The organism is Pseudogracilibacillus auburnensis, assembly GCF_003201975.1.
Lineage (GTDB): Bacteria > Bacillota > Bacilli > Bacillales > Amphibacillaceae > Pseudogracilibacillus > Pseudogracilibacillus auburnensis.
This window is the reverse complement of sequence record NZ_QJJQ01000008.1, coordinates 13429-31572: the sequence shown is the minus strand read 5'-3', so window position 1 is coordinate 31572 and position 18144 is coordinate 13429. Positions and strand designations below refer to the sequence as shown.

The 18144-nt window shown below is 36.2% G+C and carries 17 protein-coding genes; 10 read left to right on the top strand and 7 right to left on the bottom strand.

The annotated features are described in order from the left end of the window. Positions 1 to 168 precede the first annotated feature (168 nt). Positions 169 to 534, bottom strand: a complete 366-nt coding sequence (locus tag DFR56_RS11760) for a DUF4363 family protein (RefSeq protein WP_110395642.1) — start codon at positions 532 to 534, stop codon at positions 169 to 171. 8 nt (positions 535 to 542) lie between these two features. Then, positions 543 to 1259: a DUF421 domain-containing protein gene (locus DFR56_RS11755; protein WP_110395641.1), complete on the bottom strand. Its 717-nt coding sequence runs from the start codon at positions 1257 to 1259 to the stop codon at positions 543 to 545. Positions 1260 to 1532: 273 nt separating this feature from the next. Between DFR56_RS11755 and DFR56_RS11750 the strand changes: the two genes are divergently transcribed. Next, positions 1533 to 1733 carry a cold shock domain-containing protein gene (locus DFR56_RS11750; protein ID WP_207519268.1) on the top strand — a complete coding sequence of 67 codons (201 nt, stop codon included), beginning with the start codon at positions 1533 to 1535 and terminating at the stop codon, positions 1731 to 1733. Positions 1734 to 1889: 156 nt separating this feature from the next. Here the strand turns inward: DFR56_RS11750 and DFR56_RS11745 are convergent, their stop codons facing one another. Beyond that, positions 1890 to 2789 (bottom strand): DUF6612 family protein, encoded by a 900-nt coding sequence (locus DFR56_RS11745; protein ID WP_110395640.1) that lies wholly within the window; start codon positions 2787 to 2789, stop codon positions 1890 to 1892. Between the two features lie 182 nt (positions 2790 to 2971). Between DFR56_RS11745 and DFR56_RS11740 the strand changes: the two genes are divergently transcribed. Together DFR56_RS11740 and DFR56_RS11735 are read left to right on the top strand one after the other, a co-directional pair. After that, positions 2972 to 3655: a class I SAM-dependent methyltransferase gene (locus DFR56_RS11740; RefSeq protein WP_244916497.1), complete on the top strand. Its 684-nt coding sequence runs from the start codon at positions 2972 to 2974 to the stop codon at positions 3653 to 3655. Positions 3656 to 4164: 509 nt separating this feature from the next. Continuing rightward, complete coding sequence (locus DFR56_RS11735; RefSeq protein ID WP_110395638.1) at positions 4165 to 4467, top strand: hypothetical protein; 303 nt, start codon at positions 4165 to 4167, stop codon at positions 4465 to 4467. A gap of 70 nt (positions 4468 to 4537) precedes the next feature. On the opposite strand, the gene DFR56_RS11730 is transcribed toward DFR56_RS11735, so the two are convergent. Next, on the bottom strand, positions 4538 to 5413 hold the full coding sequence (locus tag DFR56_RS11730) for an NAD(P)-dependent oxidoreductase (protein ID WP_110395637.1): 876 nt from the start codon (positions 5411 to 5413) through the stop codon (positions 4538 to 4540). A 181-nt stretch (positions 5414 to 5594) separates the two neighbouring features. Here DFR56_RS11730 and DFR56_RS11725 point away from each other — a divergent pair, with 181 nt between their 5' ends. Then, positions 5595 to 6245 (top strand): TraR/DksA C4-type zinc finger protein, encoded by a 651-nt coding sequence (locus DFR56_RS11725; protein WP_110395790.1) that lies wholly within the window; start codon positions 5595 to 5597, stop codon positions 6243 to 6245. Between the two features lie 283 nt (positions 6246 to 6528). Here DFR56_RS11725 and DFR56_RS11720 read toward each other — a convergent pair whose 3' ends face one another. Then, positions 6529 to 7785, bottom strand: a complete 1257-nt coding sequence (locus DFR56_RS11720) for a S1C family serine protease (RefSeq protein ID WP_242694582.1) — start codon at positions 7783 to 7785, stop codon at positions 6529 to 6531. 162 nt (positions 7786 to 7947) lie between these two features. On the opposite strand from DFR56_RS11720, the gene DFR56_RS11715 reads away from it, so the two are divergent. The 3 genes from DFR56_RS11715 to typA all read left to right on the top strand — a co-directional run bounded on the left by DFR56_RS11715 (position 7948) and on the right by typA (position 11862). After that, complete coding sequence (locus DFR56_RS11715; RefSeq protein WP_110395636.1) at positions 7948 to 8634, top strand: response regulator transcription factor; 687 nt, start codon at positions 7948 to 7950, stop codon at positions 8632 to 8634. After that, entirely contained in the window at positions 8631 to 9959 is a 1329-nt protein-coding gene (locus tag DFR56_RS11710) for a sensor histidine kinase (protein ID WP_110395635.1), read from the top strand. The genes DFR56_RS11715 and DFR56_RS11710 overlap by 4 nt, the downstream gene beginning before the upstream one ends. A 76-nt stretch (positions 9960 to 10035) precedes the next feature. Further along, complete coding sequence (gene typA, locus DFR56_RS11705; protein ID WP_110395634.1) at positions 10036 to 11862, top strand: translational GTPase TypA; 1827 nt, start codon at positions 10036 to 10038, stop codon at positions 11860 to 11862. A 1003-nt stretch (positions 11863 to 12865) separates the two neighbouring features. Here the strand turns inward: typA and DFR56_RS11700 are convergent. Together DFR56_RS11700 and DFR56_RS11695 are read right to left on the bottom strand one after the other, a co-directional pair. After that, positions 12866 to 13150, bottom strand: coding sequence for a YciI family protein (locus tag DFR56_RS11700; RefSeq protein WP_110395633.1), 285 nt, complete (start codon positions 13148 to 13150; stop codon positions 12866 to 12868). Positions 13151 to 13180: 30 nt separating this feature from the next. Then, a complete protein-coding gene (locus DFR56_RS11695; RefSeq protein ID WP_110395632.1) occupies positions 13181 to 13375 on the bottom strand; it encodes a hypothetical protein in 195 nt (64 codons plus the stop codon). A 393-nt stretch (positions 13376 to 13768) separates the two neighbouring features. On the opposite strand from DFR56_RS11695, the gene DFR56_RS11690 reads away from it, so the two are divergent. The 3 genes from DFR56_RS11690 to essA all read left to right on the top strand — a co-directional run bounded on the left by DFR56_RS11690 (position 13769) and on the right by essA (position 18122). Beyond that, positions 13769 to 14065, top strand: a complete 297-nt coding sequence (locus DFR56_RS11690) for a WXG100 family type VII secretion target (RefSeq protein WP_110395631.1) — start codon at positions 13769 to 13771, stop codon at positions 14063 to 14065. A gap of 144 nt (positions 14066 to 14209) precedes the next feature. Further along, positions 14210 to 17647, top strand: a complete 3438-nt coding sequence (esaA, locus tag DFR56_RS11685; protein ID WP_110395630.1) for a type VII secretion protein EsaA — start codon at positions 14210 to 14212, stop codon at positions 17645 to 17647. After that, the gene (essA, locus tag DFR56_RS11680) at positions 17622 to 18122 is read left to right on the top strand and encodes a type VII secretion protein EssA (protein ID WP_158525615.1); all 501 of its coding nucleotides are present in this window, start codon (positions 17622 to 17624) and stop codon (positions 18120 to 18122) included. The genes esaA and essA overlap by 26 nt, the downstream gene beginning before the upstream one ends. Positions 18123 to 18144 lie beyond the last annotated feature (22 nt).

Genomic DNA, 18144 nt, shown 5'->3' with positions numbered 1-18144 from the left:
ATTGCCCTCGGGGAAGGCAGCGATGAGACATTCATTATTTCGAATTTACTGCGCAGTTTTTGGCAATATGTTTTTTGAAAAAAAGCCAATAAAAAATCCAAACTAGTACAAATTTTTATTGAAGAAATTGAATGATAGTTCGGATATTGACTAAAACACTTTTGTCCCTTATTTTCCAAGCTCGGTCCAAATATTTTGTGCTTCCGCTAATTCTGCCATCGCTCCCCCTTTATCCTTTGCTTTAATAAAACCGCTTGTACGATCCAACGTTTTATGTAGTTCATTTATTTCATCCCGTTCGGCACTAAATTGAATCCGCCTGACAACTTTTTTCCAAGCCTTTTTCGCATCTGACAAATGATCAGATGCTTCTTTCCAGTTTTGATTTAAAATTTCTTCTTCCATCAATTCAATATAATGAATAAGATCATCTTTTTCTCCCATTGGCTTTTTTAAAATTGCTCCCGTTGTCATAACTGCAATAAAGAATGCAAGAAGAATGACCGGGATTAATATGCGGATACTTTTTTTCATCTGCTCACCTACTCTAAAGTTTTTGGTTCTTTTTCATTGCGCGAATCTCGATAGCCATCAATGAATAACTTATTAGACTCATCAATTAAGACCAAAAATACTTCATCAAAAGAACCAAATCCATTTGACCGGATTTGATTTAATAGCCATTTTTCGTCCTTACCAATATAATTTAGATTTTGTTCCATCACTTTGCCATCATAGATTAATTCCCGGCTAATCCCCTTATAAGAGGTTAATAATCCGATATCTTTTGGTGTTAAAGGCAGTGATTCTGCTTTCTTTAAGATCGATAGCTCTCCGCTCGTTTCTAGCACAGCATATTCCACTTCGCTAATTTCAAAAACGTCTTTGGAACGAAGTAATTTTAATAAATCAGCAGCACGGTATCTTGTTTTTTTTAATGTATCTTCCATAATTTTTCCTTTTAAGATGACAATGGCTGGTTCTCCATCGATGTATTTGGCAATATTTCTCCCTTTTAATGTAATCCACTGAAAAATGAATACTAAAAGGGTCCATAAGAAAAGACCAACCCAATGGGGCCAAGCTCTACTAGTGAGGTCGGTCGTTAAAGTAGCAGCAATCGAACCAATTGTAATCCCGGTTATGTAATCGAAAAAAGACAATTGGCTAATTTGTTGCTTTCCTAGAATTCTTGTGAAAATTAGTAAGGTGAAAAAAGCAATTATTGCACGAACTACTACTACAAATGATTCAATCATTCCATTCACTCCGTTATAATAAAAATCAGTCTGTACCGCTATTTTATGCAGAATGACACTAATTATGTCGAAGCGTGTCAAAATGTAACAGGTAGGGAACTTTTTTTAAAAAAATTTACCAATTCGCTTGCATTTTATTTTGATAAAGGGTAAAGTTAGAAGTAGCAAAAGGCAATTGAAGGTTTAATAATACTTTACGATCTCTTTAACAAGTGGTGTAAAAGTATTGATTCAATTACTTTGCACGATATTTGTATAAGGAGGTCATTATTCATGATGACTGGTAAAGTTAAATGGTTTAACGCAGAAAAAGGTTTTGGATTTATCGAGCGTGAAGACGGAGACGACGTATTCGTACATTTCTCAGCAATCCAATCTGAAGGTTTTAAAACACTTGAAGAAGGTCAAGATGTGGAATTCGAAATCGTCGAAGGAAACCGTGGACCACAAGCAGCAAACGTTTCTGCGCTATAATTCATAGACGATAAGGGGCTTTCCTCCATGAGGAAGGCCCTTTTAAATTGAAAAAACCAGCTTATAAAAAGCTGGTTTAACCCGAAATGCAGAAAAGTACTTATGCATAGCGGAAGAAGATACTTATCAATAGCGCATGGGTCATTCACGTTATATTTATAACTCGACCTCGACAGCGTTATCGATCGCTTCTTGAGGAACTTTTATTTCCTCGACTTCATTATGATTACTATAAGTAGACTGAATCACTTGTTGTGAAGTCATTTTTTCTCCGTCAATTTCCATTTCTAAATCTAAAGTTACATTAAGTTCTTTATAATAATATGTTTCTTTATCAATAATAATCTCATATGTAACATTCTCGAAACTTATTGAATCATACAGATCATCTTCAAACCCAAGATCTTCTGGCATTGCATCTTGGAGAGTTTCGTCGATCAACTTGTTAAATTTCTCATCATCAGCTTGTAATTTAAGGATGTAATGATTGTCATCTTCTTCTAAAGTAAAGTCTTCCATAAACTCTTCAAACTGTTGTAGTTCACTACCAAGATCTGCATCCTCATCAGAGAAATCAATGAACTCTTCAGCAAATTCACTTGGTAGCTTTAACCATTCACCTTCTGTAGAATCAAAGATATATGCACCTGAGTCAACGAGAAAAATTTCCATTTCTTGCTTTCCTAACTCACCCATGTCCATCGTTAATTCTTGTTTTAATGTAAATGGGTTTGTAAAAATATCCATGAGCATGACAGAATTAATATCCATTTTTTCTCCATCAATCTCCATTGCTTGTTGCAAGTCAAGTTCTAAAGAGAAACTTTCTAAACCATTATTAGCTTCAGTTGTTTTATCAAAGATTTCTTTGGTTGATGATGAATTACTTTCGTCAGTCTCTTCTTCACTGTCTGCCTCACTGTCCGCTTCTTCATCAGTTACTTCCTCTTGTTCATTTTCATTCGCTTTTGAGTCGGCAGGGTCGCTCGTTTTATTACAAGCTGCCATGACAGCAATGAGCAAGCCTACGAGAATGAACGTCATTAACTTCTTCATAAAATAAGTTCAGCTCCCTAAATGAATTTTAATCACGATAGACATTATAACATGGGGGATAAATATATAAATGAGCACTATGGCTCAGAACAATATATCTAAGGACTGAAATGGCGTTCATTGCCAACGATTTTTAAAAGAGTATAATGATATGTAATGAATGGCGACTAGAGGTGACAAATGTGAATCAATCATCTTTATGGAAAAAAGCAGTAGAAGTTGAATGGGATGATCAAGCCGAAGTTTGGGATAAACGTGCAATGAATATGTGGGAAAATGGCAGTAGAAAAGATATTATTCCTTTTTTCAAAAAGCATGTAAATAAAAGGAGTAGAATATTGGATGTAGGCTGTGGAAGTGGATATGGGACAATTACATTATATGATGCAGGGTATAAAATTGATGGGGTAGATATTTCCAGCAAAATGATTTCGCTTGCCAACCGACGTTTGCACGATAGAAAAATTACGTTTTTCCAATATGATGTGAACGATATATCGCTATTAGATAAAAAATATGGAGCGGTTTTGGCAATCAATGTGTTAGAGTGGACGAACACTCCTTCCCAAGCATTAAACGAATTGGGGGAGATTTTGGAAAAGAACGGATTGCTTTGTGTTGGGATTTTAGGACCTACAGCAGGACCTAGAGCACATGGATTTCGTCATGTGTACGGGGAGAATGTTATTATTAACAGAATGATGCCATGGGAATTTAACCAATTAGCTGAAGAAAGTGGCTTTTCGTTGGTTGATCATTTCGGAGTGTATAAAAAAGAAGTAAATGAAACGGTTGTTAACCATTTATCCTTAAATTTGAAACAAGCGTTATCTTTTATGTGGGTATTTATGCTAAGGAAATCTTAATGTACATGATTATGTAGGGGCTGAAAGATCGCAAACAAAGATAAGTTGAAATTCGAAACCTATAGTAGTCAAGTTGTCTGGCAAAAGTGACTAACTCCAGCGGAAATAGCAAATGGTTTTTCCATAAGACGAACGATAGTGTGGTCCTACAAGTCTGAAGCCTCGCGTGTAGTGGTTTTCTTCCGAGGCGGGTTAAGTACTGGAATGCGCCACGCTTGAGAACCATTTGTCGCAACATACACACTAGCACGTCCTTGGATTGCGCTTCTGCTCGTCCCATCGAAAAGCTTTGGGACTGCGCTAAATGCTCGTCCCATCGAAAAGCTTTGGGACTGCGCTAAATGCTCGTCCCATCGAAAAGCTATGCGCCTACGATTATTCGTCGCCAATAAACATTGTAAGTCGGAAGCTGAAGCCGTGTCCGCAAAAGCTTGCCACATTTCGCGAACGGTAGGCTGGAATGCATTTTAGTTGTTCAGCAGAACCTGTTTAATAAAGGATGTGTAATAATGAAGATGAATGAAAAAGATGAATACATTATAGAACAATATAAAAACGATGAAGAAATGATGATATTAATATATACACAATGGTGTATCAATAACGATTTTGATCCAGAAGAGTTATATCAATTAGCTTATCCAAATCAACAAAAAAATCCCGCTTTACTGGAAGCAATACAAAAAACGGTAGAAAAGAACGAATCTGAAGAAATTTCACATCAACTTGTCCAACAAGTTTTACAGCTTTTTGGGAATGATGATTTAGCATTTGTTGTGCAACAAAAAATAGACCAGTTGAAGAAGAAATGAAAAAACTTACATCCTACAGGAAACTTTTTGCTATCTTTTCTACCTTACTTATTGGACAATTTTTGATGGACTACTGCTCGTAATATTTTAATAAAGCATGAATCCCACTTTCGGATTCACCTGCATCTACTAATTCTTCATACATCTTTAGTGCGAGTGATAATCCCGGAGTTGGAAGATTCATTTCTTGAGCCGATTCAATAGCAATTTTCATATCTTTTATATAGTGTTTAATAGCAAACCCAGGTGCAAAATCACCTTGAATCATCCTTGGAGCATAGTTCGACAGAGACCAGCTTCCAGCAGCACCAGTTGAAATGGAAGCGAGCACTTTTTCAGGGTTAAGTCCAGCTTTTTTTGCGTATATTAATGCTTCGCAAAGTCCAATCATAGCTGGAGCAATCGCTACTTGGTTAACAACTTTTGTATGTTGACCAGCACCTGCATCTCCTTGTAATTTAATATTTTCCCCCATAACTTGAAAAATAGGATAAACATGGTCGAAGTCTGCTTGGTTTCCACCGACCATAATGGCTAATTTGGCATTTCGTGCACCAATATCCCCCCCTGAGACCGGTGCATCAAGTGCATGTAATCCCTTTTCTTTTGCTCGTTTGTAAATTTCTGTTGCGAGTGAAGGCTTTGAAGTTGTCATATCAACTATATATGTTCCGGCTTTAGCATGTTCCAAAATACCATTTTTAGCGAAATAAACTTGTTCTACATCAACAGGGGTTCCAATCATAGTAATGATAACATCTGCCTTCTTAGCCAACGTTGTGACTGATTCTTCCCATTTTGCTCCAGCTTCAATTAATTCATTCGCTTTTTCCTTTGTCCGGGTAAAAATATGTAGAGGGTATCCACTTTTTAACAAATGGAGTGCCATACTTTTGCCCATTACTCCAGTTCCAATAAATCCGATCGTTTGTTTATGTACCATCATCATTGCTCCTCTTTTATCAAGTTTCGAAAATACCATCTAACCCACATATTAACATACTTTCAACGACAAAATAAAGAATCATTTTTTCTATATCACACATAGTATAAAGGAGTAATGAATAAAATTTATGTTCGATAAAAACCTGGGAAAGGAAAAAGATTATTGGAGGTTGATGATTCAAATGCTAACAACTAAGCGAATAAATGAATTTAAAAGTTTATTATTAGCGAGGCAAGGCCAAATTATTAGCCAAGTGCAAGATCGTTTCGGGTTAATTTCTTCACAAAAAGATGCTGTCGGGGAGTTATCAAGCTATGATAATCATCCAGGCGATATGGGGACGGAAATTTATGAAAGAGGAAAAGACATTGCACTCAACGAACATGCTGAAAGAGAGTTAGAAGCCATTAATGAAGCATTACATGCCATTGATGAAGGAACATATGGAATTTGTCGTGTTTGCAGTATGGATATTCCATATGAGCGATTATTAGCAGTTCCTACTGCTGATACATGTGTAAGGCACTCGGAAGACGATAACGATACTTTTAAACGAAATCGTCCCGTTGAAGAAGAAGTGTATAGTCCAAATATTAATCCAGATGAGGTTACAGATGAAACACAGGTCGGTTACGATGCCGAGGATGCTTGGCAAGAAGTAAGTCAATATGGTACATCGGAAACCCCTTCCGATTTGTATGGAGACCGGGATAATTATAATGAAATGTATCCGAATAGTAACGAACTAGTAGGTTCGGTAGAGGAAATAGAGGGATATATTACTGCTGATTTGGAAGGGAATTATGATGGTGTCCTCCCACAGAAAAAGTAAAGGGGTGCGGAATAATAAGTTTATTATGAAACAAGAGGCCGGAACATAACTAAAACGACCCAATCTAAAGACGAACAATGCATTACTTTAACGGTGGAAATTATACGTAGACTCCTGCGGGAAGAAAGGCATCGGTGAGACCCCACAGTGCGCTAGCACGAGGAAGCTCACCAGCCGCCCGCGGAAAGCGAAGTATATTTCCAGAGCGGGTTATATGCAGCTACCATTGTTCGGGTTTTTCTTTGGTGAAAATACTTTTGTCCCAGTCTCTTGTTTTTTCTTTTTAACTTTGTATTTTTTCCTCCGATACTAATGTTAATTCAATCGTTTTTGGTTTCCCGTCTCGATAAAACTCCATTTTTAACTGATCACCAACTGTAGTCTCATTATACATATATACTCTTAAATCTAAGATGGATTTGATTTCTTGATTATTAATTTTTGTAATGACATCAAATTGTTGTAAGCCTGCTTTTTCAGCTGGAGAACCAGGCTGAACTTGAGCAATAACCATCCCAGCATCTTTATCTTCTGGAAGAATAATTTTATGCTGATACTCCAATGGCACTTGATTCATTTCTACGGTACTAATCCCGATCTGTGGGCGCGTAATTTCTCCTTCTTTTTCAAGTTGCTCCATTATTGGTAATGCTGTATCGATAGGGATAGCAAATCCGATTCCTTCGACTTCTTGACGGGCAATTTTCATGGAATTAATTCCGATGATTTCTCCATCCTTGTTTACTAACGCGCCGCCACTATTTCCGGGATTAATTGCTGCATCCGTTTGTATAACCTCTGTAACCCAGTCTGGTTGATTATCCCCATTTGTATCTACTTTAATGGAGCGATTTAATCCACTTATTATCCCTTTTGTGACAGAACCAGCAAAATCCATCCCTAAAGGATTTCCAATTGCAACGACTGTTTCGCCAATTTCTAAATCTTTTGAAGAGCCAAGCGTAGCGATCGTATCCACATTTTTTGCATCCATTTCTAAAACGGCTAAATCGGTTAATTTATCCGAACCAATGACATTTGCCATTACTTGCTCATCGTTTCCAATGTCGACTTTTACTTGCTTTGCATTTTCTACCACATGGTTATTCGTCACAATATAAGCCTTTCCGTTTTCTTTCTTGTAAATTATTCCTGATCCAGCACCTACTTCTTGGCTCTCTGACCAAATGTCTTGCTGTTGGAGATTAATAATCCCTACGATTGCTTTGGAAGTGTCCTCAATCTTCGTGTCAGAAAGATCGGGATCATTCAATAAATCATTTGATATTGTAGTGGAAGCCGTAATATTTTCATTCCCCTGTTTATTCGACTGAATAGGAATTAAGTTGTTTATAAGTAATACTATGATGATCGTTGCGGAAATAATTCCACCAAGAAGACCGCTCATCAACAATGATAGGAACTGTCTTTTCTTCCCAGTTGATCGTTTCTTCATAAGATCGCTTGCATCAAATTGTTCTACTGCATCGTCTTTTTGCGCTGCATTATTTTCAATTGTTTCATTTTTGTCATGTTCCAAGAAAATCACCCTTTCATCATGCTATAACTATTGTATCCAACGGTTTTGGGAAGTAATTGGAAAAAGTGTGGAAAAAGTATGTAAAAAAATCTAAATAGTGTCTACTTTTGGCCACTTATGTAAAAATAGAATGAACAGCCATACAACGGAGGAGGGGTTTTTTTGAATTATCATGTTGCTGTCGTAGAAGATGATCCAAACATTCAAAACATTGTTACTGCCTACTTAAAAAAAGACGGGTATACTGTATCGATGTTTGATTCGGCTGAAAAGGCTTTACAACTCTGGGAAACAAGTCCTCCTGATATGTGGATTTTAGATATTATGTTACCAGGGATGGATGGATTTGAGTTTTGTAAAAAAATACGCAGAGAAAGTGAAGTTCCGATTATTATCATATCAGCAAAAGATGAAGAAATAGATAAGATACTTGGTCTTGAGCTAGGAAGTGATGATTATTTAACGAAGCCGTTTAGTCCGAGGGAATTACTAGCACGTGTCAAACGATTATTCAAAAGAATCCAACCAATATTGGATGAAGATGAAAATAAATCTCAAAAAATTGCCGCTCAACAATTAATTGTTTATAAAAATGATCGCCGTGTTTTCTGGTTAGGAAAAGAACAAGAAGTAACAACGAAGGAATATGAATTGTTATTAATATTTGCTGAACATCCTAACCGCGCTTTTTCAAGAGAAGAGCTTCTATTAAAAGTGTGGGGACATGATTATTATGGAAGTGACCGGGCAGTCGATGACTTAATTAAACGAATACGAAAAAAATTAGTCGACATACCTTTGGAGACAGTATGGGGTTTCGGCTATCGACTGAGAGATGAGGGAAAATGAAACTACAGTATCAATTAAATGCCGCATTCACCTTGTTGCTTTTCGTTATCATGGCTGTAACAGGATTTGTTATTTATTCATTAATTTTGAATTTATTAATTCAAGATGAAGAAAGGCAATTGGAGCAAAAAGGGGAGTTGCTCGCACGTTTTTTAACAGAGGAATATGGATCAGCCCAAAATATCTGGGAATTTAGTAACTTTTTAGAAGAACAAGAGTTGCAATTAATTTTATATGATCGCGGACTTGATCAAATTAGTTATTCAACTATGCCTGTAAAAGTAATAGAAGGGTTTATTGAAAATGATAATTTTACCAAAGATCAAGAGGGGCTCTGGGAATATAAAAATAATAAATTTGTCACGTCAAAAATATTATTTTACCCAGAAAGCATGCAGCTTGAACTTTACTTGTTAACCCCGATGAATGACTTACAAGCCGTCCAGCAAAACTTTTTTGTCCGTTTATTGATCGTTTTTATCGTCGGAGGAATCGTAGCAGTATTGTTAAGTTACTTTTTGACGAATAAGTTAGTTACTCCATTATCAAGACTACAACAACAGTTAAAGAAAATTGAAAACAGGCAGTTTGACGAGGTGGAGCGGATTCACGCAACAGGTGAAATTAAAGAAGTAGAGCAAAGTGTATACGAAATGGCGAGTGAACTACGGCACTATATGAATTCGCAACAAACTTTTTTTCAAAATGCAAGCCATGAATTAAAAACACCATTAATGACAATTCAAGGTTACGCAGAGGGAATTAAAGATGATGTTTTTAATGAACAAGAGAAGGAAAAAGGATTAGAAGTCATGATTACGGAAGTGACACGCCTCAAGAAAATTATGAATGAAATGATTTTGTTAGCAAAATTAGATAGTGAGCAAACAGCGTATGAACGAAAGCATGTTGATACTACCCAATTAATCAATCATATAAAGGAACGTGTTCGCCCTTTAGTGAATGAAAAAGGAATTACATTTACAACCAATATAGAGCCAAATATAACGATTTATGTAGATGAAGAAAAGATGCTGCGGGCATTACTGAATATTATTATAAATGGGATTCGTTATGCAAAATCTGAAGTAAGAATGACGGTGGAAAGAAGGGACACGATAATAATAGTGATTGAGGATGATGGGGAAGGTATACCAAAAGAGTTACTTCCATATTTATTCCACCGATTTGTAAAAGGAAAAAATGGTGAAACTGGGTTAGGACTAGCAATAGCTCGTGCTATCATTGAACAATCGAAAGGAAAAATAACGGCAACAAAATCAACTTTGGGGGGAGCTAAATTTGTATTAACCTTCTTGGAATGATTTTCTGTTTCTTTTTTGTGAATTCGATATGTTATAATAAATTGATTTGATTCGTATTATTAAGGAGCGTACATGCATGAAATTAAGAGAAAACATCCGAAATATCGCCATTATTGCGCACGTTGATCATGGGAAGACGACGTTAGTTGATCAATTATTAACATATTCGGGAACATTTAAGGAACATGAACAAATAGAATCCCGGGCAATGGACTCAGGTGATATTGAACGTGAACGTGGTATAACCATATTAGCTAAAAATACAGCTATCCAATATAAAAATACGACGATTAATATATTAGATACTCCGGGACATGCTGATTTTGGTGGTGAAGTGGAGCGGATTATGAAAATGGTGGATGGTGTCATCCTAGTAGTCGATGCCTATGAAGGGACAATGCCACAAACTCGTTTCGTCCTAAAAAAAGCACTGGAACAAAAACTAAAGCCAATCGTCGTGTTAAATAAGATCGATCGGCCGAACGCCAGACCGACAGAAGTTGTCGATGAAGTGCTCGATTTGTTTATTGACCTTGGTGCAGACGATGACCAATTGGAATTTCCAGTTCTTTATGCATCAGCTTTAAATGGAACGTCTAGCCTTGAAGCAAATAATCAGGAAAAAACGATGGATCCAATTTTTGAAACCATTTTAACATATATCCCTGCTCCAGTAGACACCGCGAATGACCCATTACAATTACAAGTAACATTACTTGATTATAATGATTATGTCGGTAGGATTGGGATTGGCCGAGTTGCACGTGGGACGATTCGAGTTGGGGATCGTGTCGTGGTGTTAAAACAAGATGGATCTGAAAAAGGATTTCGGGTGACAAAGCTATTTGGTTTTATTGGGTTAAAAAGAATTGAAATTAAAGAAGCAAAAGCAGGGGATATTGTAGCTGTTTCTGGAATGGAAAAAATAAATATTGGAGAAACAATTTGTCCAGCAGATCATCCAGAAGCTTTGCCACCTCTTCATATTGATGAGCCGACATTACAAATGACGTTTCTCGTTAATAATAGTCCTTTCGCAGGGAAAGAAGGAAAATATATTACATCAGCTAAAATTGAAGAACGATTGAAAACGCAGTTGGAGACAGATGTAAGTTTGCGTGTAGATCCAACTGATTCACCTGATGTTTGGACCGTTTCAGGGCGTGGAGAACTTCATTTATCTGTTTTAATAGAAAATATGCGTCGTGAAGGATTTGAACTACAAATTTCAAAGCCACAAGTTATTTTAAAAGAAATCGATGGTAAAACATGTGAGCCTGTTGAAAGGGTACAAATTGACGTACCAGAAGAATATACTGGCGCTGTAATGGAATCGATTGGTGAACGTAAAGGTGAAATGCTTGATATGATTAACCATGGAAATGGTCAAGTAAGGCTTATTTTCAGAGTGCCATCACGTGGCTTACTTGGTTACGCAACTGAGTTTATGTCACAAACAAGAGGATATGGCATCCTAAATCATACATTTAGCGGTTATGAACCTATTGTTAAAGGGTATGTTGGTGGTCGACGACAAGGAGTTCTTGTTGCATTAGAAAATGGAAAAGCTTCAACATACGGTATTTTACATTTGGAAGATCGGGGAATTATTTTTGTCGGACCAGGCACAGATGTTTATGCAGGAATGATTGTTGGAGAGCATAATCGTGAAAATGATTTAACTGTGAATATAACACGAGAAAAACATTTAACAAATATTCGTTCCGCCAATAAAGATCAAACATCCATTATTCGAAAAACGCGTGATATGTCATTGGAAGAAGCTATTCAATATTTAAACGATGATGAGTATTGTGAAGTGACACCTGAATCTATTCGGTTACGGAAAAAAATCTTAAACAAAAATGAACGTGAAAAAATGTCAAAACGTTCGAAAAAGTAAGAAGGTGGGGCATCACCAAACGTTCCACTTCAAAGGCGAACGATTACAGGTGAAAAAATTTAGCGTATAACTTTTTAAAGCATTAGATTATATACAGTTGAACAATACTGTGCAGTAGCTTAGTTTGATATTTTGTCTATAAACCTAGTCACAGCAACGTTGATTTCCGCTACGGACAGTCGCTTTCCGCGGGCACGGCTTCAGCCTCCGACGCACAATGTTTATTGCGACGAGTAATCGCAGTCGCAGGACGTGCTAGTGCGGGTGTTGCGACATGGACGTCGCGTACTTAACCCGCCTCGGAAGAAAACCACTTCCTGCGGGGTCTTCAGACACGTGGGACTGCGCTTACTCGCCCCATCGAAAAGCTTTTGCGCTAAATGCTCGTCCCATCGAAGAACATTTGCTTTTCCTGCAAATCTTTATGGTGGGACGAACGGAAGTGCAGTCCCAGGAGTCGACTGTCCTACGCTCCAATCAACTATACGTTAGGTGAATGTAAACGATATTTATTTCAAACATAAATTACCTAATGATTCAACCTCACCTTAGCGAAGGAAATGCACGGAGACTCCTGTGGGAGGACAGGCCTAGATGAGACCCTGCCCCGGCAAGGGGTATGCCGACGTTGGCCGCAAAGACCGGTTTTAGTTGGCCTTCCTTTAATTACGAGTAGAGGAGGCTCATCAGCCGCCCACGGTAAAGGAGACACTGTGAAAGCAAGCGATAGCGCAGATTGAATAGATGTCGCTCTTATGCCCTGTGGTGAAAGCGGAGTGTATTTCCGTAGCGACGGGAAATCTCGCTAATTGAAATTACTGCACAGTTTATGGATAATTGGTAACAAGTGATAAAAATAGCCAAATGAAAAATCCGAACGAATGAACATTTTATTGAAAAAATTCATCGTTCGGATTTCTCTAGGACTAAAACGCTTTTGTCCCAGCATCTTTCACCATGGATAGAATCGGTTGATTATTACAGTTAGCTAGCCTCTAAGCATTTACTCTTTCTCTGCAATGGCATAATCCGTTTGCATATCCCATTCATGCACTGCATACCCTCTTGCTCCAAGCTTTACATATGGATCTTGTTTTACCCATTGTTCTACTTCTTCAAGCGTACTACCTTGATATATAATGAGCCCACCTGCACCATCAACAAGCCTTCCATATAATAATACTCTTTTTTCCTTACGCATTTCTTCTAAAAAATCTAAATGTTCTTGTCGGTGTGTTTGACTTTTTTCTGGATCTTTCATCGATAAAAATGTAGCAAAATATTTCATCTAAAAAGCGCTCCTTTGCTAAAATGTTTACTATATTATATTTTGAGGATCATCTCGCTCTTTAGAATCGTTGGAAATGTATTTAGTAAAATAAGCAGCAAAAACCAAGAAGATACATGCTAATCCCCATGATACAATGCCATTCCATCTTACATCAAATTGGAACCCAACGAATACGGAGATGATACTAAGACCGACAAAAAGAGTGGTTAAATAACGTTTCATCGGAATTTCCCTCCAAGTTGCATAAAAATAATGTATGACTTGATTTTACCATATCAAAGGCTACTACTATACTAATTAATCTGAAAAGAAAAAACTTGTATAGATAGTTTATGAAACTACTCAAGAATGGTGTAATGGACTAGGCTATATTACCTGGTCGGAATCGTTATTTTTACCTGCGCAAAATTACGTAAAACAACTCATTTAGTAACAACAGATAGGTGAAAATGAGGAAAATGTTATCGCGACTTTTTCCTCATTTTCATTTTTTTTCCAAAAATGTATTGACAATTAAATGAAGCTCTTTTATGATACTGCCAAGGTAAGCAAGATACTAACTTCTCTGCGTGTGTCTAATTGCCTAATTATATAGTAAAAGGGAGATGAACGCTTATGTCAGGTCAAATTAAAATGAGTCCAGCTGAGTTAACACATAAAGCAAGAGGGTACGGTGAAAGCCATGACATAATTAAGGAAGTTTTAGCTAAATTAGAACATTTACAAGAAGATTTACGTGCTCAGTGGGAAGGTAAAGCTTTCGAGAGCTTTGATAATCAATTTAGAGAATTAAAGCCTAAAGTTGAAAACTTTGCCGTGTTAATGCAGGAAATTAATGAGCAACTTAACAAGACTGCAGACGCGATGGCGGAACAAGACCAAGCACTTTCACAAAACTTTGGCTTTAGATAAACAAGAGAGACGACATCGTACTATACAAAACTTAGAGTCACATGACGTTCTGTTGTGTGGCTCATTTTTATGTATGGTGTGTTCGTTAATGGTTAATATGTCCTTTTTGTAAAAAGATAATGAAGGTAATGGAGTTGTCGACCTATGAAAACTATTAGATGGCAAGGGATCGCTTTTTTTCTATTGATTTTTATTCTTTCAATAGGTTTATCCTACCTTGCTTTTAATGAGAACTCAACAGAACATGTAGAAAAAGAACAAAAAATGTCTATAGCACTTGTTAATGAAGATAAAGGAGCAGAATTCAACGATGATCAAATAGTTTTTGGTGATGAATTCGCAAATAGTATTAATAAAGATAGTAAGCATGATTGGTATGTCGTAAGTCGCGGTGTTGCGGAAAGTGGATTTAACCGAAATGCTTATGACATGATGATTGTGATTCCGAATGATTTTTCCGAGAAGTCTCTTTCCATTCACCTTGATAGACCTGAATCGGTTTCTTTACACTATAAGATTAATGCAACTGGACATGAAAATGTTCGTGCTGAAGCGGAAAAAACAGCCGGGAAAATTTTGAACGACATTAATACGAAGTTAATCGACGTGTATTTCGCAAGTATTATTGGGAATTTACAAGATGCACAAGATCATATTGGTGAAATTATCGATAAAGAAAAAGAGTATACAACCGTATATAATGACCAAATTAATTCGCCGTTAACCAATTATACAGACCAGTTCAAATCAGTCCAAGACTATACCGGATTATCAAAAGAAAGCTATAAAGGCTTAGAAGAAGTTTTAAAAACATTTGAGACTAGTTTGCATGAAGATGCAGCGAATAATGAGGCCTTTTTATCTGAAATTGATTCGGTTGTTCGATCAAAAGAAGATAGTAGCCAAATTACAAACACATTTGGAGAATTTTTTGATCAATTTTTCCAAAAAATGAGTCATGGAGATGTGCTGCAACATTTAGCACAACTGGAACGAGAAAATGACCATGTACATCGACAGTTTCTACAAAATGAAGAAGATCAAAGCAGAACAATTGTATCAAACGCTACTTTAATACAAAAGCGTTTTAATCATATGGTTGAGGAAATAAACCAATTTGAAGATAATTTACAAACAAAACTAGGAACAGATTTAGAGTCGGTTATTAAAGACCGTTTAGAAATCGATTTTGATGAAGCTTATGTTCCTGCTATTAATGATTTATTTATGGTTCTAGATGAGAATGTATTAGAAGAAATGAAAAATCAAATTAAAGAATTACCATCTTTGAGCAAAAAAGAGATTGTTGAATCGGGCTTAGCGGAAGATACTATGAATGATATTGTCAATGTCATTCATATAACAAATCAGTTTAATAAAGAATTTAAAAACACACACTATCCTGATAAAAGCAATCTTATCTCAGAAAAAATAAAAGAAATTAAACGGGAGTTGGCAACTACGGGTGTTACCATCTCAGATGAGATCGATTATTTACCTGAGTATGGTGAAGAAGCAGACCAATATTTTTATCTTGATATCCCTAAAGATTTTAGACTAATTAACTTATCCATTAATGGAGAAGAAATCCGTTATCAAGAAGATGGGATAAAGCTTGAAAATCCTCCAGCTGGAAAATTTTCAGTATCAGCAGATCTAAGATTAAAAGACCGGAATGCAGATATTGATGTTTTTGCCCCAATTGTTTGGGATTGGAAAGTGTTTCAAAAAGGGATGGAGGAAGAAGAAATAGAGGATGAGCCGGATGTTGAACCAGAGCCCGAAAATCCTATTGAGCCAGAAGACCCTGAAGAAGTAGAAGGAACAGAAGAGCAAGAAGAGAGCAAAGAAGAAAATCCTGCTAACGGAAATGATGAAAATAACAGCAATGAAGTGAATGACAACGATGAAATTCAAAACGAGGAAACAGAAAATGCCGATGAAGTAGTAGATGAAACGAATGATGAAACGCCTAGTGATGAAGATAGTGATTCAATTGATGATAATGGCAATGGCAATAACAATGGAGAGGATAATAATAGTAATGATCCTCCTCTTGTTATAAGTAAAACAATCATTAAAACGAATAATTATTTACATCAAAAGGTACATTCTTCATTGTTAACAGAACCAGCAACGGCAACGACTGAATTAGTGGAAGCTACAGCACTAATGGTAAAAGACTATTATAAATTGTACTCTCTTTACGAACTTTATTTTGGATTTGAATTTGCCGATGAGAACTTCCAAGAGATAGACTTTTCGAAAACATCACTCAGGGAAATTGCAACAGAGGATTCGCTTTATCATTTTATTCATAAAAAAGAAATCAAAGATATTTTAAAAGATCATATTGCAAAAAATGTTACAAAAGCAATTACATCTGATGTGCAACAATCGATGGTGTCCATTGAACAACAGATTGGAAAATATATTGAATTAGTAAATACGGTAAATGATGATTCTGATTCATTAGGAAAGAAAATAGCTGAAACGGCAAACAATGCAAATAATTTAAATGATGAGGTAACAGAATTATTAGTAGAATTAGCGAGTTGGCGTGATACAAGCACCGAATTGGTAAATGAAAAAAACGTGGTACTTGATAGTGATCAGGATGTACAGATGGCAATAATGAATTTAGATACTAGTTATCAACCGTTATTAATGGCAAGTGAATCACTTAAAGAACAAGCGAGAGCAAACTTCGATAGTGCTGACCATGTATACCAAACATTTGATGCGATAGATGAACAGGCTGGAAAGATTCAAGAAAGTGGTGTGAATCTAGTCGTCCAAGCAAATGATTTAGCAGAAAAATTAACGGAAAAGTCGATAGAAGATACAAACTTTGCAGATAATTTTAAAGATGTATTAGCAAATAGCCGTGTCGGTGATCGACAAAATGAAAATTTATATCGTTTTTTAGCAAATCCTGTACAAACGAAAAATGATGGGATCATTACAAAAGGTGAATCATTTACAGGATATTTCTTAGTCATTATATTTACAGTCGTTACCCTTTTTACTTCCTATGTTATATCTAATATGACTTTAAGAAAGAGAATAGAAAGTACGTTTGATGGTGAACAATCGGTATGGAAGATGAACCTGCCAATTTCGATTATTACAGCTGGAGTTGGATTAATTGAAGGATTAGTTATCGGTTTAATATCGTTTTATTTATTAAACTTTAGCCAAAGTGAAATTTATATGTGGCTCGGTTTAATTACTTTACTAACGATATTTATGTTACTCATATCTACTTATTTATTAAGGCAGTTGAATATGGTCGGAATGTTCATTTTGCTAACAATATTAAGTTTATATTTATTGCTGACAAAGTCACTTGGGTTTCATTTTGAGAATGGTAGATTTGTAGATGTTTTACGAAAAATTTCACCACTACAATATGTTGAAAATTTAGTAGCGAATCTAATAGAAGGGAATAGTAGTGGGATCTTGTTAATCATCGTCATTTTGTTGTTCGTGTCGATCATCGGATTTTTATTAAATCTTGTTGTATGGCGTAGCAGAACAGAAAAGGGGTTAGATGATGAGAATGCAGCAGAAGCAAATTAACTATTTGCTTCTCTTTTCCCTCTTTATGCTCATTTTTCTACCAGTTCAAGTGTTAGCAAAGGATAATGAACAGGTAACGGGAAAAGGGAAAATGCAAATTAAAACAGACCGCATTCTTCAAAATAAAGATGAAAATGAAACGGTTGAAACAGAGTTAGATAAAGTTTTTCCAGGGCTTTTTAAGGATGAAACGAAAGAAAAAATTGAGACACATCAGTTGGACATGGAAAGTACAACAAACAATGTAAGGGAGATTATTTTTGAGGAACCATTACAAGCAAGTGTTACATTAGAAGAATTAAAAGCGAATGTTTTTCAAGACAGTTATGAACCTTCAAAAGCATATACGTTAGAGGAAATGGATGAAGCATCAAATAGTACAGTCTCTTCTATCGTTTTTTATGGAAGTATCACGATGGTTGTAGGAGTAATATTTGGCGGCGTATATATGCTTCTTCGCAAATGGGGAATGTAAAAAACATGCAGAGGATGTGAAA

Excerpts from the sequence above, each read along its gene's own strand:
- DFR56_RS11760 (WP_110395642.1), bottom strand. The coding sequence starts at position 534 with ATGAAAAAAAGTATCCGCATATTAATCCCGGTCATTCTTCTTGCATTC.
- DFR56_RS11755 (WP_110395641.1), bottom strand. The coding sequence starts at position 1,259 with ATGATTGAATCATTTGTAGTAGTAGTTCGTGCAATAATTGCTTTTTTC.
- DFR56_RS11750 (WP_207519268.1), top strand. The coding sequence starts at position 1,533 with ATGATGACTGGTAAAGTTAAATGGTTTAACGCAGAAAAAGGTTTTGGA.
- DFR56_RS11745 (WP_110395640.1), bottom strand. The coding sequence starts at position 2,789 with ATGAAGAAGTTAATGACGTTCATTCTCGTAGGCTTGCTCATTGCTGTC.
- DFR56_RS11735 (WP_110395638.1), top strand. The coding sequence starts at position 4,165 with ATGAAGATGAATGAAAAAGATGAATACATTATAGAACAATATAAAAAC.
- DFR56_RS11730 (WP_110395637.1), bottom strand. The coding sequence starts at position 5,413 with ATGATGGTACATAAACAAACGATCGGATTTATTGGAACTGGAGTAATG.
- DFR56_RS11725 (WP_110395790.1), top strand. The coding sequence starts at position 5,595 with ATGCTAACAACTAAGCGAATAAATGAATTTAAAAGTTTATTATTAGCG.
- DFR56_RS11710 (WP_110395635.1), top strand. The coding sequence starts at position 8,631 with ATGAAACTACAGTATCAATTAAATGCCGCATTCACCTTGTTGCTTTTC.
- typA (WP_110395634.1), top strand. The coding sequence starts at position 10,036 with ATGAAATTAAGAGAAAACATCCGAAATATCGCCATTATTGCGCACGTT.
- DFR56_RS11700 (WP_110395633.1), bottom strand. The coding sequence starts at position 13,150 with ATGAAATATTTTGCTACATTTTTATCGATGAAAGATCCAGAAAAAAGT.
- DFR56_RS11695 (WP_110395632.1), bottom strand. The coding sequence starts at position 13,375 with ATGAAACGTTATTTAACCACTCTTTTTGTCGGTCTTAGTATCATCTCC.
- DFR56_RS11690 (WP_110395631.1), top strand. The coding sequence starts at position 13,769 with ATGTCAGGTCAAATTAAAATGAGTCCAGCTGAGTTAACACATAAAGCA.
- esaA (WP_110395630.1), top strand. The coding sequence starts at position 14,210 with ATGAAAACTATTAGATGGCAAGGGATCGCTTTTTTTCTATTGATTTTT.
- essA (WP_158525615.1), top strand. The coding sequence starts at position 17,622 with ATGAGAATGCAGCAGAAGCAAATTAACTATTTGCTTCTCTTTTCCCTC.